Annotated in this window: 12 protein-coding genes and 1 pseudogene; 6 read left to right on the top strand and 7 right to left on the bottom strand. The window is 70.4% G+C overall.

All coding sequences use genetic code 11. The annotated features are described in order from the left end of the window. Positions 1–9: 9 nt before the first annotated feature. Genes WS91_RS15770 through WS91_RS15760 form a run of 3 tightly spaced genes read right to left on the bottom strand, consistent with a single transcriptional unit; the run spans position 10 to position 3159 of the window. Positions 10–1434 carry a D-tagatose-bisphosphate aldolase, class II, non-catalytic subunit gene (locus WS91_RS15770; protein ID WP_059670575.1) on the bottom strand — a complete coding sequence of 475 codons (1425 nt, stop codon included), beginning with the start codon at positions 1432–1434 and terminating at the stop codon, positions 10–12. Beyond that, positions 1422–2378, bottom strand: a complete 957-nt coding sequence (locus tag WS91_RS15765) for a sugar kinase (protein WP_038750851.1) — start codon at positions 2376–2378, stop codon at positions 1422–1424. The genes WS91_RS15770 and WS91_RS15765 overlap by 13 nt, the downstream gene beginning before the upstream one ends. Before the next feature lie 4 nt (positions 2379–2382). Continuing rightward, a complete protein-coding gene (locus WS91_RS15760; protein ID WP_059670574.1) occupies positions 2383–3159 on the bottom strand; it encodes an L-iditol 2-dehydrogenase in 777 nt (258 codons plus the stop codon). 286 nt (positions 3160–3445) lie between these two features. Between WS91_RS15760 and WS91_RS15755 the strand changes: the two genes are divergently transcribed. The 4 genes from WS91_RS15755 (at position 3446) to WS91_RS15740 (ending at position 6669) form a co-directional block, all read left to right on the top strand. Beyond that, complete coding sequence (locus tag WS91_RS15755) at positions 3446–3910, top strand: Fur family transcriptional regulator (RefSeq protein ID WP_038750855.1); 465 nt, start codon at positions 3446–3448, stop codon at positions 3908–3910. 82 nt (positions 3911–3992) lie between these two features. Further along, the gene (locus WS91_RS15750; protein ID WP_038750856.1) at positions 3993–4964 is read left to right on the top strand and encodes a metal ABC transporter solute-binding protein, Zn/Mn family; all 972 of its coding nucleotides are present in this window, start codon (positions 3993–3995) and stop codon (positions 4962–4964) included. 24 nt (positions 4965–4988) lie between these two features. Next, positions 4989–5885, top strand: coding sequence for an ABC transporter ATP-binding protein (locus WS91_RS15745; RefSeq protein ID WP_038750858.1), 897 nt, complete (start codon positions 4989–4991; stop codon positions 5883–5885). Then, a complete protein-coding gene (locus tag WS91_RS15740) occupies positions 5878–6669 on the top strand; it encodes a metal ABC transporter permease (RefSeq protein ID WP_038750884.1) in 792 nt (263 codons plus the stop codon). Before WS91_RS15745 ends, WS91_RS15740 begins: the two co-directional genes overlap by 8 nt. Positions 6670–6865: 196 nt before the next feature. On the opposite strand, the gene fghA is transcribed toward WS91_RS15740, so the two are convergent. Continuing rightward, positions 6866–7714 (bottom strand): S-formylglutathione hydrolase, encoded by an 849-nt coding sequence (gene fghA, locus WS91_RS15735; RefSeq protein WP_059670573.1) that lies wholly within the window; start codon positions 7712–7714, stop codon positions 6866–6868. A gap of 284 nt (positions 7715–7998) precedes the next feature. Next, a complete protein-coding gene (locus WS91_RS15730; protein ID WP_038750861.1) occupies positions 7999–9105 on the bottom strand; it encodes an S-(hydroxymethyl)glutathione dehydrogenase/class III alcohol dehydrogenase in 1107 nt (368 codons plus the stop codon). 582 nt (positions 9106–9687) lie between these two features. On the opposite strand from WS91_RS15730, the gene WS91_RS15725 reads away from it, so the two are divergent. Further along, positions 9688–10731: a GlxA family transcriptional regulator gene (locus WS91_RS15725; protein ID WP_038750863.1), complete on the top strand. Its 1044-nt coding sequence runs from the start codon at positions 9688–9690 to the stop codon at positions 10729–10731. Between the two features lie 429 nt (positions 10732–11160). On the opposite strand, the gene WS91_RS15720 is transcribed toward WS91_RS15725, so the two are convergent. Next, complete coding sequence (locus WS91_RS15720) at positions 11161–12585, bottom strand: xylulokinase (RefSeq protein ID WP_059670572.1); 1425 nt, start codon at positions 12583–12585, stop codon at positions 11161–11163. A gap of 409 nt (positions 12586–12994) precedes the next feature. Here WS91_RS15720 and WS91_RS15715 point away from each other — a divergent pair, with 409 nt between their 5' ends. Further along, entirely contained in the window at positions 12995–14368 is a 1374-nt protein-coding gene (locus WS91_RS15715) for a nucleobase:cation symporter-2 family protein (RefSeq protein WP_059670571.1), read from the top strand. Between the two features lie 513 nt (positions 14369–14881). Here WS91_RS15715 and WS91_RS15705 read toward each other — a convergent pair. After that, positions 14882–15064: pseudogene (locus tag WS91_RS15705) on the bottom strand (multidrug transporter); the annotation flags it as partial.

Genomic DNA, 15064 nt, shown 5'->3' with positions numbered 1-15064 from the left:
CAGGCTGCTTCAAGCGCCTTGCTGCATTGCGCACGCGCGCGCGTAGCGCGAGATCACGTCCCGGATGCGATGGCGCACCCATGCGACCGGCTCGCGCGCGAGCTCGCCGCGCCGGCATGCCGCGTACGCGTCGGGCAGCCATTGCGCGACGAGCGTCTCGGGCGGCGCGCGGCGCGCGAGGTTGTCGAGCAGGCGATCGAGCGCCGCCGCGACGGCGGGCTGCAGCCAGTAATAGCGAATCCGGTCACTGTAGCTGAACTGGCGCGCGAGCCGCTGCGCGAGCGCGTCGCCGCGGTAGTAAGGCGCCCAGTATTCGGGGCGCTCGCGCATCGCCGCGTCGATCACGTCGCGCAGCTGCGAGCGCTCTGACGCGTCGTCGAAGAGCGCATCCTCGATGTAAGTGAGCGCGAACAACGCCTCGCGCAGCGCGAAGGTCAGCGCCGGGCCAACCTTCAGGATCGCGAAGTGATCGCGCACGAGCGCGGCGAGCGCGCCTTCCGTCTGATAGTCGGTCGAATGCGCCTCGAACACGAGGCCCGGCGCGCGCAGCACGCTCGCGCCGAGCTCGGCCGCGCGCACCGGATCGTAGTCGAGCACGCGGCGATCGTCGAAGTCGACGCCCGGCTGCGCGACGATCGCGATCACGCGCGACCACGCGTCCAGCAAGCCATGTCGCGCGAACGCGTCGCGGTGCGCGGCGAGCGTGGCGCTCACGCTCGCCGCGCGCGTGACGTCGATCCGCGCGAACGCGCCGTCGTCGGCCGCCGCGCCGCCGCGCGCATGGCGCGCAGGCGGATTTGCTTCGTCATCCGGATCGTTTGCCGTTTCCGTCTGCGCCGCGCTCACCTCGCCCCCCGGCGTCGGCACTTCGGTACCGACCACGTAGACGGGCGACACGCCGGCGCCGGCCGCCGCTTCTTCGGCGGCCGCGCACAGTTGCGCGGCGCGCTCGGCGATCGTCGCGTCGGGCAGCGGCGCGGCGTCGTCCGCGCACGCCATGCTCGCGTCGAGATGAATCTTCGTGAAGCCGGCGGCCACATACGCGGCGACCATCGCCCGCGCCTCGCGCATCGCGTCGCGCGCGGCCAGGTGCCGCCACGGATTCGGGCCGAGATGATCGCCGCCGAGAATCAGCGCCTGCGCCGGAAAGCCCGCTTCACGCGCGAGCGAGTCGACGTCGCGGCGAAAATCCGCGGGCGTCATCCCGGTATAGCCGCCGCGGTGATTGACCTGATTGCAGGTGGCCTCGACGAGCAGCGGCGATTCGTCGGCGCGCGCCGCCTCGAGCGCCGCTTCGAGCACGAGGCGATGCGCGCTGCACACCGAATAGATGCCGCTCGCGCGGCCTGCGCGGTTCGCGTCGAAGATCTCGCGCAAGAGCTGCACGTGGCCGCTCGCGCGCGGACGTTGCGCGATCGCGTTCACGCCGCGCATCGCACACCCCGCTCGGCGAGAAAACGGTCGATGTCGTCCGGCATGCTGTTGCCCTCCATCGGCCCGATGCGCGACACCGCGAGCGCGCCCGCCGCGTTCGCGCGCATGAGGGCGGTCGCCACCGGCAGCCCCGCGATCGCGCCGGCGACGAACGTGCCGCCGAAACAGTCGCCCGCGCCGGTCGGATCGACTTCGGCGGTCGCGTACGCGGGCGCGGCGACGCTGCCCGTGCGGTCGAACGCGGCGCTGCCCGCCGCGCCGCGCTTGAGCACGACGCGCTCGAGCAGCGGATGCGTCGCGAGCAGCCCCGCGATCGCGCGCTCGGCGGGCTGCGGCCCGCAAAAGTACGGCAGATCGACTTCGCTCGGCAGGAACAGGTGGCACGCGTCGAGCAGCTCGTGAAGCGCCGCGCGCATCGGCTCGAAAGCGAGCATCTCGGCGCGCACGTTCGGATCGAACGAGATCTTCGCGCCGACGCGCGCCGCCTCGATCACGCCGCGCTTCACCGCGGCGATCGCGTTCTCGCTCGTGAGCGACGAGCCCATCACGTGGAAATAGCGGCAGCCGGCGAACATCGACGCATCGACGTCGGCCGGCTCGAGCAGCGCGCTCGCGCTGCCTTCGATGCTGAATACGAATTGCCGGCCGCCGTCCGCGCGATACGCGACGCACGCGATGCCGGTCGGCCGCGCGGCGCGGCGAATGCGCGCGACGTCGACGCCGTGGCCCGCGAGCCGCGCGACGATCGCGTCGCCGAACGCATCGCGGCCGACGCAGCCCGCATACGCGACCGACGCGCCCATGCGCGCCGCCTGATCGGCGAAGATCGCGGGCGCGCCGCTCGGGAACGGGCCGGCGAACTCGCCCGGCGCGTCGAAGCCCTGGCCGCGCTTCGCGGCGACGAATTCGGCGAGCAGTTCGCCCGCGACGACGATCGCGGCCATGATGTCAGCTCATCCAGTTGCCGCCGTCGACGTTCAGCGTCTGGGCGGTGATGTAGTCGGCGTCCGCCGAGGCGAGAAAGAGCGCCGCGCCGGCGAGATCATCGGGCACGCCCATCCGGCCGAGCGGCACCGCTTCGCCGACGAGCCGCTTCTTCTCGCCGAGCGGACGGTTCTCGTAGCGCGCGAAGAGCGCGTCGACCTGCTCCCACATCGGCGTGTCGACCACGCCGGGCGCGATCCCGTTCACGTTGATCCGGTGCTTGGCGAGCGCGAGCGCGGCCGACTGCGTGTAGCTCAGCACCGCGGCCTTCGTCGCGCAGTAGTGCGACACGAGCGCCTCGCCGCGGCGTCCCGCCTGCGACGACATGTTGATGATCTTGCCGCCGCGCCCCTGCTCGACCATGCGCTGCGCAACCGCCTGCATCAGGAAGAACATGCCCTTCACGTTGACCGCGAACAGGCGATCGAACACGTCCCACGAATCGTCGAGGAGCGGGCGCATGTCGAACAGCGCCGCGTTGTTGAAGAGAATGTCGACGCCGCCGAAGCGCTCGACGGCCGTGGCGACGATGCGCGCGATGTCGTCGCGGCGCGTGACGTCCGCCGGCACGGCGACCGCGCGGCCGGGATGCGCGTCGACGAGCCGCGCGAGGGAGCCGTCGGCCGGTTTCAGATCGACGAGCACGCAATGCGCGCCCTCTGCCAGATAGCGTCGCGCCACCGCTTCGCCGATACCGCTTGCCGCGCCCGTCAGGATCGCGACTTTCCGCTGCAGTCTCACTGGTGTCTCCGATTCGGATTCGTTATACGTCGCGCCGCCGGCCGCGAAACCGAGCGTTCGCTCACTAACCGATCATTTGCTCTGATTGCGAACGAATGATCGGCCACGAAGCCGGCACTGTCAAGACGGAAAATCGGTCTTTCGATGATGCGCCGCCGCATCGCGGAGGCGGGCGGCCCAGACGGGACAAGGCTTGCAGGGGTTGCGGCGGGATGTGCGGCGCGGGGATGCAGCGCGCCCGGATACGTTATATCATCACGCATCTCCCGCCCGACCGGTTCGCACGATGGCCTCGACCCACTCCCTCGCCGCCCGCCTTTCCCGCGCCGACGCGTTCGCCGCCGAGCACGGGCTCGCGTGGACGCCGCTGCGCCGGCAGGTCTACGAGCACGTGCTCGCCGCCGGCCGGCCGATCGGCGCATACGATCTGCTCGCCGAGCTCGAGCCGCAGCGCGGCCGCGTGCCGCCGACGACCGTCTACCGCGCGCTCGAGTTTCTCGTCGAGCACGGCTTCATCCACCGGATCGAATCGAAGAACGCGTTCATCGCCTGCTGCGAGATCAGCAAGCCGCACGAAGGGCAGTTCCTGATCTGCGAGGAATGCGGCGAGACCGTCGAGATTCCGGGCGGCGATCTCGCCAAGCAGCTGTCGGCGAGCCCGCCCGCGCACGGCTTCGAGGTGCACCGGCAGGTCGTCGAGCTCACCGGCCTGTGCGGGCAGTGCAAGACGAAGCACGCGCCCCACGGCTGAGCCGTCCGTTGCGTCCTTGCGCCGCGCTTTCCGGCTGTTTTTCCGGCTTTTCATCTCGTCAACCGAATCGAGGATCGACCGCATGACCCTTGCCGCCACGTCGCGCGCGCCGCTGCGCGCGCTTGCCCCTTCGTCGCGCCCGGCGCGCTCGCCGCTCACGCTTCGCTCGTCGCCGCTGCTGCGCGCGGCGCGCGCGCTCGCCGCCGGGGCCGCCGCGCTCGCGTTCGCGGGCGCCGCGTTCGCGCAGAACGCGGCCGTCAAGATCGTCGCCGCCGAGAATTTCTACGGCGACGTCGCGAAGCAGATCGGCGGCGCGCACGTCGCGGTGTCGAGCGTCCTCAGCAATCCGGATCAGGACCCGCATCTGTTCGAAGCGAGCCCGAAGGTCGCGCGCGAGCTGCAGCGCGCGGACCTCGTGATCTACAACGGCGCCGACTACGATCCGTGGATGGCGAAGCTCCTCGCCGCGTCGAAGAACGCGAAGCGCACGATCGTCGTCGTCGCCGAGCTCGTCGGCAGGAAGGCGGGCGACAACCCGCACCTGTGGTACGACCCGGCGACGATGCCCGCCGCCGCGCGCGCGCTCGCCGCGGCGCTCGGCTCGGCGGACCCCGCGCACAAGGCCGAGTACGACGCGAATCTGGCGAAGTTCGTCGCGTCGATGAAGCCGGTCGACGCGAAGGTCGCCGAGCTGCGCGCACGCTACAAGGGCGCGCCCGTGACCGCGACGGAGCCCGTGTTCGGCTACATGGCCGACGCGATCGGGCTCGACATGCGCAACCAGCGCTTCCAGCTCGCGACGATGAACAATACCGAGGCGAGCCCCGCCGACGTCGCCGCGTTCGAGAACGATCTGAAGAAGCGCCAGGTGCGCGTGCTGATCTACAACAGCCAGGCGGTCGAGCCGATGACGAAGCGGATGTTGAAGCTCGCGCAGGACGCGCGCGTGCCGAGCGTGAGCGTCACCGAGACGCAGCCCGCCGGCAAGACCTTCCAGCAATGGATGCTCGCCCAGCTCGACGCGCTCGCGGCGGCGCTCGGCCAGCGCCCGTAACGAACGTCTAGCAACGGCCACGACATGACCCACCCCAGGCATGCGCTCGAACTCGATCACGTGACGCTCGCGCTCGGCGGCCGCACGATCCTGCGCGACGCGAGCTTCGCCGTCGAGCCGGGCGAATTCGTCGGCGTGCTCGGGCCGAACGGCGCGGGCAAGACGACGCTGATGCGCGCGCTGCTCGGCCTCGTGCCCGCGCAATCCGGCTCGATTCGCGTCGCGGGCGAGCCCGTCGCGCGCGGCAATCCGGCGATCGGCTACATGCCGCAGGTTCGCAGCGCGCTCGCCGGACGCCGCGTGCGCGGCCGCGATTTCGTCGCGACGGCGGCGGACGGCCATCGCTGGGGGCTGCCCCACGCGAGCGCCGCGATCGCCGCCGACGTCGACCGCGTGCTCGAGCTCGTCGGCGCGACGGCGCTCGCGAAGCGGCCGCTGTCCGAGCTGTCGGGCGGCGAGCGCCAGCGCCTGCTGCTCGCGCAATGCCTGCTCGGCGCGCCGAAGCTCCTGCTGCTCGACGAGCCGCTCATCAGCCTCGATCCGAACCATCAGCGCGGCGTCGTCGAGCTCGTGCGGCGCGTGCAGCGCGAGCTCGGCATCACCGTGCTGTTCTCCGCGCACGAGCTCAATCCGCTCTTGAACGCGCTCGACCGCGTGCTGTATCTCGGCAACGGCGTCGCGGCGCTCGGCACCGTCGACGAGGTGATCACGAAGCCCGTGCTGTCGCGCCTGTACGGCTCGCCGATCGACGTGATGCGCGTGAACGGCCGCATCTTCGTGATGTCGGGCGACGTCGAAGTCGAGAAGCACGATCACGGGCACGAGGACGAGCACGACCACGATCATGGCCACGGCCACGATCACGCGCACGGCCGCGGGCATGCGCGTTCACACGGCGGCAGGCGCACACACGATGTTTGAATACGAATTCATGATCAACGCGTTCGCGGCGGCGGGGATCGTCGCCGTGCTCGCGGGCGTCGTCGGCTATTTCCTCGTGCTGCGCGGGCAGACGTTCGCGGGCCACGCGCTGTCGCACGTCGGCTTCACCGGCGCGACGGGCGCGGCGCTCTTCGGCCTGTCGCCGATCTGGGGGATGATCGGCTTCACGCTCGCCGCGGGCATCAGCATGGGCGCGCTCGGCGAGCGGCTCGCGGGCCGCGACGTCGCGATCGGCGTGACCCTGTCCGTCGCGCTCGGGTGCGGCTTGCTGTTCCTGCATTTCTACACGAGCTATGCGACGCAGGTCACGGCGCTCCTGTTCGGCAACGTGCTCGGCGTGAGCCACGCGACGCTCGTCGTGCTCGCCGCGATCGGCGCCGTGAGCCTCGCCGCGCTCGCGGCGATCGCGCGCCCGCTCCTCTTCGCGTCGCTGCAGCCGGAGCTCGCGGAGGCGAAAGGCGTGTCGCTGCGGCTCGTGTCGATCCTGTTCCTGTCGATCTGCGCGCTCGCCGTCGCCGCATGCACGCAGATCGTCGGCGTGCTGCTCGTGTTCACGCTGCTCGTCGGGCCGGCCGCTGCCGCGCAAAACCTCGCGGCGCGCCTGTCGACGGGCGTCTGGCTCGCGGCCGCGTTCGCGCTCGGCCAGGCATGGCTCGGCATCACGCTCGCGTACTACACCGACTGGCCGACGAGCTTCTGGATCACCGCGCTGTCGGCGGCCGTGTACGGCGCGAGCCTCGTCGGAAGACGGCGTCACGCGTGACGCGCGACGGCGCGCGATGACGCGCGCGGCAGCGCGCGCCGTGCCGTCACGCGTGGTGTCCTGCCGTGCCGTCGCGCGCCGCGCCCGGCCGATGAAAAAAGCCCGCACCGCTCCTTCGAGCCGTGCGGGCTTTTCGTTGCCGCATCGCGGCGCGCGATCGGGCTGGGCTTATTGAGCTTATCGCGCGCTCATCGGTTCATCGCCCCAGCACGCGCGCGTGATGCGCGATGTGATCGGCGATGAACGTCGAGATGAAGTAATAACCGTGGTCGTAGCCTTCGTGGCGGCGCAGCGTGAGCGGCTGTCCCGCCGCGCGGCACGCGGCTTCGAACACGTCCGGGTTCAGTTGCGTCGGCAGGAACTGGTCGGCGAGCCCCTGATCGATCAGGATGCCTTCGTCGAAACGCTTCGCGCCCGCGCGCGCGACGAGTTCGCTCGCGTCGTACTGCTTCCACGCTGCGCGATCGGCGCCCAGATAGCCGGACAACGCCTTCTCGCCCCACGGGCAGCGCGACGGCGCGGCGATCGGCGCGAACGCCGACACCGACCGATACACGTGCGGATTGCGCAGCGCGAGCACGAGCGCGCCGTGGCCGCCCATCGAGTGGCCGAAGATGCCGAGCCGCGCGCCGTCGATCGGCAGCTCGGCCGTCGCGATCTCGCGCAGCTCGTCGACGACGTACGAATCCATCCGCCAGTGCGCGGCCCACGGCGCCTCGGTCGCATTCACGTAGAAGCCCGCGCCGACGCCGAAGTCCCACGCGTCGGCCTCGCCCGGCACGCCCGCGCCGCGCGGGCTCGTGTCGGGCGCAACGAGCGCGATCCCGTGCTGCGCGGCGAAACGCTGCGCGCCCGCCTTGATCGCGAACGTCTCTTCCGTGCACGTGAGCCCCGCGAGGTAGAACAGCGCCGGCACGCGGCCGTGCACCGCCTGCGGCGGCAGGTACGCGGAGAACTTCATCGGCAGTCCGATCGTCTTCGATTCGTGCCGATAGAAGCGCTGCTCGCCGCCATGACATGCATGCGACGAAACGAGTTCAAGCATCGTTCTCTCCTGTCGACCCGGCGCCCGAGCGCCGAGTCCGATCCCGTTCAGAGCGGTTGGCGCCGCAGCGCGCATGTCAGCCGGATATCGGCCGGATATCGGCCGGACGTCGGCCGAAGCGAGCGACCGAGCGCCGGGTCCGGCCCCTGCAAAGCCGGGAGCGCGTCGGCGTCGGCCCCAGCCCAGCGCTTCGCGCGCCGCTCCCATCCGAAGCCGTCGCTCGGATGCCGAACGGACGCTGCGCTGACTTGTGCGCCGCGCCCGCTCCCATCCGAAGCCCGCGATCAATACAGCACCACCGAGCGAATCGATTCGCCCGTCTTCATCAGGTCGAAGCCGTCGTTGATCTTCTCGAGCGGCAGCGTGTGCGTGATCAGATCGTCGATGTTGAGCTTGCCTTCCATGTACCAGTCGACGATCTTCGGCACGTCGGTGCGGCCGCGCGCGCCGCCGAACGCCGAGCCCTTCCATTCGCGGCCCGTCACGAGCTGGAACGGCCGCGTGCTGATCTCCTCGCCCGCCGCCGCGACGCCGATGATGAAAGACTGGCCCCAGCCCTTGTGCGTGCACTCGAGCGCCTGGCGCATCACCTTCACGTTGCCGATGCATTCGAACGAATAGTCCGCGCCGCCGTCCGTGAGCTGCACGATGTGATCGACCACGTTCTCGACCTCGTTCGGATTGACGAAGTGCGTCATCCCGAACTTCTTCGCGAGCTCGACGCGCTTCGGGTTGATGTCGACGCCGATGATCTTGTCCGCGCCCACCATCCTCGCGCCCTGGATCACATTGAGGCCTATCCCGCCGAGGCCGAACACCACGACGTTCGCGCCCGCCTCGACCTTCGCCGAGTACACCACCGCGCCCACGCCCGTCGTCACGCCGCAGCCGATGTAGCAGATCTTGTCGAACGGCGCGTCCTCGCGCACCTTCGCGACCGCGATCTCGGGGACGACGATGTAGTTCGAGAACGTCGACGTGCCCATGTAGTGGAAGATCGGCTTGCCGCCGATCGAGAAGCGCGACGTCGCGTCCGGCATCAGGCCGCGCCCTTGCGTCGCGCGGATCTTCTGGCACAGGTTCGTCTTGCGCGACAGGCAGAACTTGCACTCGCGGCATTCGGGCGTGTAGAGCGGAATCACGTGATCGCCCTTCTTCACTGTACCGACGCCCGGCCCGACGTCGACGACGACGCCCGCGCCCTCGTGCCCGAGGATCGCCGGGAAGATGCCTTCCGGGTCCGCGCCGGACAGCGTGTAGTAGTCGGTGTGGCAGATGCCCGTCGCCTTCACTTCGATCAGCACCTCGCCCGCGCGCGGACCGTCGAGATCGACTTCTTCGATCGTCAGCGGTTCGCCCGCCTTCCAGGCGATCGCGGCTTTCGTTTTCATGCGTGTTCTCCGGAGAAATAACTGGGTTGAGTGTCCCAAAGTGTATCCGCATGCGCGGCCGGCCCGGCGGCAGCGGGTGGGAAATTGGCAGGAATCGGCGGAAAGTTGTCAGGGCCCGGCGGCCGTCGCGGCGGCCGTTCCGCTCGCGCCGCCCTGCGTGCGGCCGAGCGCGCGCGTGCGCCGGCCGAATGCGCGGCCCGTGATTGCACCCCAACTCGCGAATGCGCGGCCGGCCGTCAGCGGCGTGATCGGCACAACACGGCTGAACGGCGCAAAGACGGGCGAACGAAATGAACGCGGACGAGCGCCGCAGACGGCGAAGGCGCGCGAGCAGCCCGCGCATGCGCGCCGGCGATCAAGGGGCGATGCTCGCCGGACGAAGCGCGCATCGCGCCCAACGCCGGCCCCGGCCGCGCCCGCCGGCCGGACATGCTCGCGAGCGACGGCAATCGCGAGCGAGGCAACCGTGCGCCGCTACGCTACGCGGCGTGGCGTGGCGTGGCGTGGCGCGGCAAGCGATCGTCCCGACCGATGAAGTGGGTTAAGATCGGCGCGGTCTCGGCAAGTCGATGGTGAAGCAGCATGGCAGCGGAAATTCCCCTCCGACATCGCACGACGACCGTCGATGTCGTGATCTATCCGGGATTCAAGGCGATCGAGGCCGTCGGCGTCATCAACGTGTTCGATTACGCGAACGCGCGGCTCGCGGCCGCCGGGCTCCCGCCCGTCTACGATCTGCAGATCGCCGCGCCCGCGAAGGGCGCGGTCAAGTCCGACACCCTCATCGTGCTCGAAGCGACCAAGGCGATCGACACCCTCGCCGTGCCGGACACGGCGATCGTCGTCGGCGCGCGGGATATCGAGCGCGCGCTGCGCGACACGTCGATGCTCGTCGGATGGTGCCGCGACGTGTCGGGCAGGATCGGCCGGATGGTGGGGCTGTGCTCGGGCTGCTTCTTTCTCGCCGAGTCCGGGATGCTCGACGGCCGCCGCGCGACGACGCACTGGAGCGTCGCCCACACGCTGCAGGCGCGCTATCCGGCCGTGAAGGTGGAACCCGACGCCATTTTCGTGCGGGAAGGCAACGTGTGGACGTCGGCGGGCGTGACGGCCGGCCTCGATCTCGCGCTCGCGATGGTCGAGGAGGATCTCGGCCGCGACATCGCGCTCGCCGTCGCGCGCGATCTCGTGATCTATCTGAAGCGGCCCGGCGGACAATCGCAGTTCAGCGTGTATCTGGCGAGCCAGATGACCGCGCATTCGTCGATCCGCGACGTTCAGGACTGGATTCTGAATTCGCTCGGCGAGCGTCTGAGCGTCGCGCAGCTCGCGAAGCGCGCCGCGATGAGCGAGCGCAACTTCATCCGCGTCTTCGTGCGGGAAACCGGCTATCGCCCGGCCGAATTCATCGAAATCGCACGGCTCGAAAAGGCGCGCCGCATGCTCGAGCAGGAGGAACTGCCGCTCAAGACGGTCGCCGTGCGCAGCGGGTTCCATTCCGACGATCAACTGCGGCGCGTGTTCGTGCGCCGCCTCGGCGTGACGCCCGGCGCTTACCGCGAACGTTTCTCGGGCACCGGCGTACGCGACGCGGCCGCGAGCGAAGGCGCGGACTTCACGGACTGAAGCGCGGGCCGCGGCGAGCGCGGCGACGGTTCCCGGAATCCCGGACGGACCGCTCCCGGCGGCGCGCCCCGCGCCGCCGCCGTCCGGTCTTGCCGGCGGCGCGGCGGCGATGCAATTCGCGCGGCGCATACGTCGATTCGACGACGACGCGCGTGTCGCGCCGACCGGCATCACCGTCGCCGCCCCGCCAACGCAACCGCAACGCAACCGCAACGCACCGGCAACACCCCGGCAACGCTTGCGCGCCCGTGCCGAACCACCGATCTCCGAGCATGCTGCCGGCAAAAACGCCTGCGCCGCCGCGGTACCCCGGCCTTCCCCGCGGCACCGCGTCGACGCGGCGCACGCGGCGCACGCATCGCGTTCACGACAATGATCACATCGCACGGGCCGAATCGGCATCGCCGCCCGCCGCAGCGGCGGCCATATTCAAATGCCCGTGTCGAACCACGCTTCGGTCCGCCGATACAGATCGACGAAGCGCGCATGGCGTGCGGCGAGCGCGGCATCGTGCCCGGGCTTGGCGACGCATGTCGCGCCCGGCCCGAGCGCGACGAGCTCCGTCGCGCGCCAGTGTTCCGCGGCGACGCCGCCGAGCAGCGCCGCACCGCGCGCGGCGGCGTCCGCGCCGTCGACTGCGTGCAGTTCGACGTCGAGCGCGTCGGCCAGCAGTTGCCGCCAGCGCGGATCGACCGAGCCGCCGCCCGCAAGCCGCAGCGCGCGCACGGGCGAGCCGTCCGCGCGGATCGCATCGAGCCCCGCGCGCAGCGCGAACGCGACGCCCTCGAACGCAGCGCGCATCAAAGCGCCGCGCGAATCGCCGAGCGACAGGCCGAGCCAGCCGCCGCGCGCGGCGGGATTCATCCACGGCGAGCGTTCGCCCGTCAGGTACGGCAGGAAGCTGATCTGCGCGGCCGCGTGAGCGCCGAACGCATCGTCGTACGCGGCGCGCCAATCCGGATAGACGAGCCAGCCGCGCGCCGATTCGAGCGCGATCCCGACGTTCTGCATCGCGGCCATCGTGTAATAGCGCGCGCCGCCCGCCGCACGATAACGGTGCAGGCCCGCGCGCGGCGCGGCGCCCTGCGCGGTCAGCACGACAATCTGGCCGCCCGTGCCGGTCGTCAGCAGCGCGTCGCCGTCGCGCGCGAGGCCGCTGCCGAGCGCCGCGCACGGCGTATCGCCCGCGCCCGTCGCGAGCGCGACGTCTGCCGGCAGCCCGAGCGCGCGCGCCGCGTCGGCCGACAACGCGCCGCACCGCGCATCCGATGCACGCGGCGCGGCGAACAGCGCGCGCGGCAGGCCGAGCGATGCGATCAGCGCATCGTCCCAGTCTCCGTCCGGGCCGGCGAGCGCGGTCGCGCACGCGTCGGACGGATCGCTCGCGACGTCGCCGCCCAGCGCGACGCGCAGCCAGTCCTTCGGCTGCAGCGCCCAGCGCGCGGCGCGCGGCACATCCGGCTCGTGCGCGGCGAGCCACGCGAGAAGCGGCCCCGCCATGCCCGGCGACACGGGATTCGGCGACGCGGGCCAGCGCGCGACGAGCGCGGTCGCGCGCGCGTCCGGCCACAGCATCGCGGGCCGCAGCGCGCGGCCGCACGCGTCGGCCAGCACGACGCCGTGCATCTGCCCCGACAAGCCGATCGCCCGCACCTGCGCGCGCTCGTGCTCGGGCAGCCGCCTGGCCGCGTCGACGAGCGCGCGCCACCACGCGGCGACGTCGATCTCCGCCCAGCCGGGCTGCGGCGTCGCGACCGCATACGCGGCGCCCGACGACGCGCGCACGCGGCCGTCGCCGTCGACGATCGCGAGCTTGAGAGAACCGGTCCCCAGATCGATGCCGAGAAATCGCATAACGGAACATGGATTCGAATGAGCCGACGCCGATGATAACCGCCCTGCCCGGCCGCGCCCGCACGATCGGCATCCGCGGCCCGGATGCGCGTTCAAGCCGGCTGGAAGCGGCTCGTCGCGGGTTAACCCAGTGCGGCTTTCGCGCATCGCGCGCGGCCACTATGCCGGCCAGCCGATACAGACCATAAACCAGACGATATTTGGCGACGTCGACCGATCAATATTGAACGGCGATAAAACCGGGACACCCACTCCAGCCGCAGGCCCCCGTGATGAACGCACCGCTGTCCGACGCACGGCGCGCATATCGACGCAGCAAAGCACGGAATAGAAACCAGCGCTCTTGTTGCGATTCGTCAATGCGCATAACGTTGAACCATCTTCAAAACAAGATCATGGAGTGAGACAGATGCAATCGAACACGGTCCATCCGTGCGATGAGCTGCTGCCTTCCGGCAAGCTGCTGACGCTCGGGCTACAGCACGTTCTCGTCATGTACGCGGGCGCCGTCGCGGTGCCGCTCATCGTCGGCGGCGCGCTCAAGCTGCCGAAAGACCAGATCGCATTCCTGATCAGCGCGGACCTGTTCGCGTGCGGGATCGCGACGCTGATCCAGACGCTCGGCGTGTGTATCTTCGGCATCCGCCTGCCCGTCATCATGGGCTGCACGTTCGCGGCCGTCGGCCCGATGATCGCGATCGGCACGAACCCCGGCCTCGGCATCCTCGACATCTTCGGCTCGACGATCGCCGCGGGCGCGATCGGCATCGTGCTCGCGCCGATGATCGGCAAGCTGTTGCGATTCTTCCCGCCCGTCGTCGTCGGCACCGTGATTTCGGTGATCGGGCTGTCGCTGATGGAAGTCGGGATCAACTGGGCGGCGGGCGGCGTCGGCAATCCGAACTACGGCGACCCCGTCTACCTCGGCCTGTCGCTCCTCGTGCTCGCGCTGATTCTCCTCATCAACAAGTTCGGCCGGGGCTTCGTCGCGAACATCTCGGTGCTGCTCGGCATGGTCGCCGGCTTCGCGATCGCGTTCGCCGCGGGCCGCGTGAACACCGACGGCGTCGCGGCGGCGCCGTGGGTCGGCTTCGTCGCGCCGTTCCATTTCGGACTCCCGCATTTCGATCCGTTGGCGATCGCGACGATGGTGATCGTGATGTTCGTCACGTTCATCGAATCGACCGGGATGTTCCTCGCGGTCGGCGACATGGTCGAGCGGCCCGTCGATCAGGACACGCTCGTGCGCGGCCTGCGCGTCGACGGGCTCGGCACGCTGATCGGCGGCATCTTCAATTCGTTTCCGCACACGTCGTTCTCGCAGAACGTCGGGCTGATCGGCGTGACCGGCGTGAAGAGCCGCTTCGTCTGCGCGACGGGCGGCATGATCCTCGTGCTGCTCGGCCTCTTTCCGAAGATGGCGCAGCTCGTCGCGTCGGTGCCGCCCTTCGTGCTCGGCGGCGCGGGCATCGTGATGTTCGGGATGGTGGCCGCGAACGGCGTGAAGGTGCTGTCGAAAGTCGATTTCGTGCGCAACCATCACAATCTGTTCATCGTCGCGGTGAGCATCGGCCTCGGCCTCGTGCCCGTCGTGTCGCCGAACTTCTTCTCGAAGCTGCCCGCCGCGCTCGCGCCGATCCTTCACAGCGGAATCCTGCTCGCGTCGGTGTCGGCCGTCGTGCTCAATCTCGTGTTCAACGGGATGAAGGGCGAACAGGACGCGCGCTGCGACATCCGCCGCGCAGGCCGCGACTTCGACGGAAGGCCCGCCGATCTGCATTGAATCGACGGCGCGCGGCGCGCGGCGTGCCGCCGTGCCGCCGTGCCGCCGTGCCGCCGTGCAGGCAATCGAACACGAACGCCGCGCGTTGAATCGCCTCGCCGAAGTCGGGCCTCGATCCGATCATCGCGTGGCGATTGCACGGCGTACGGCGCCGCGCGCCGCGAATCGAACGACTACCCTGCTTCGTGAAGCGCGCGGCGAAAAGCCCGCGAGCAATCCGGTCTTCATGGCGCGGCTCGTTTCGCGGCGTTTCTCGTTTTCGCCCCATGCGGCAGTCGAAGCGCCGACCGAACATACGGGCGTGCCGCTTGCGCGCGCAGCGGCCGCGCCGACGTTGCATCGACGACGCGGCGCGACGGCGGCGGGAATCGGATCGCGACCGCCAAACAAAAACCCCGCGTTCCGAAGAACGCGGGGTTTTTTCATTCACGCGGCGACGCATCCGTCGCCGCTCACGCACCGCGCGACGGGCGAACCAACCGCGTTCGCTCGCCGAGCGGCGCGGGCGACCGCTTAGCCGGCCGTCGTCGCGCCGGCGGACGCGGCGGGCACGGCCGACGCCGCCGCGGGCGCCGCCGCACGTCCGTAGTCGACGGGCGCATCCGCTGGGCGCGGCGTGTCGCCCGCGCGCTCGATCCAGCCGCCGCCCAGCGCGCGGTACAGATCGACGAGGTTCGTCCAGCGCGCGAGCCGCGC

The sequence above is a fragment of the Burkholderia sp. MSMB1498 genome (assembly GCF_001526245.1).
In the GTDB taxonomy this organism is placed as follows: domain Bacteria; phylum Pseudomonadota; class Gammaproteobacteria; order Burkholderiales; family Burkholderiaceae; genus Burkholderia; species Burkholderia savannae.
Note: the sequence above shows the minus strand (reverse complement) of the source record. Positions and strands in the feature narration are given on the sequence as shown.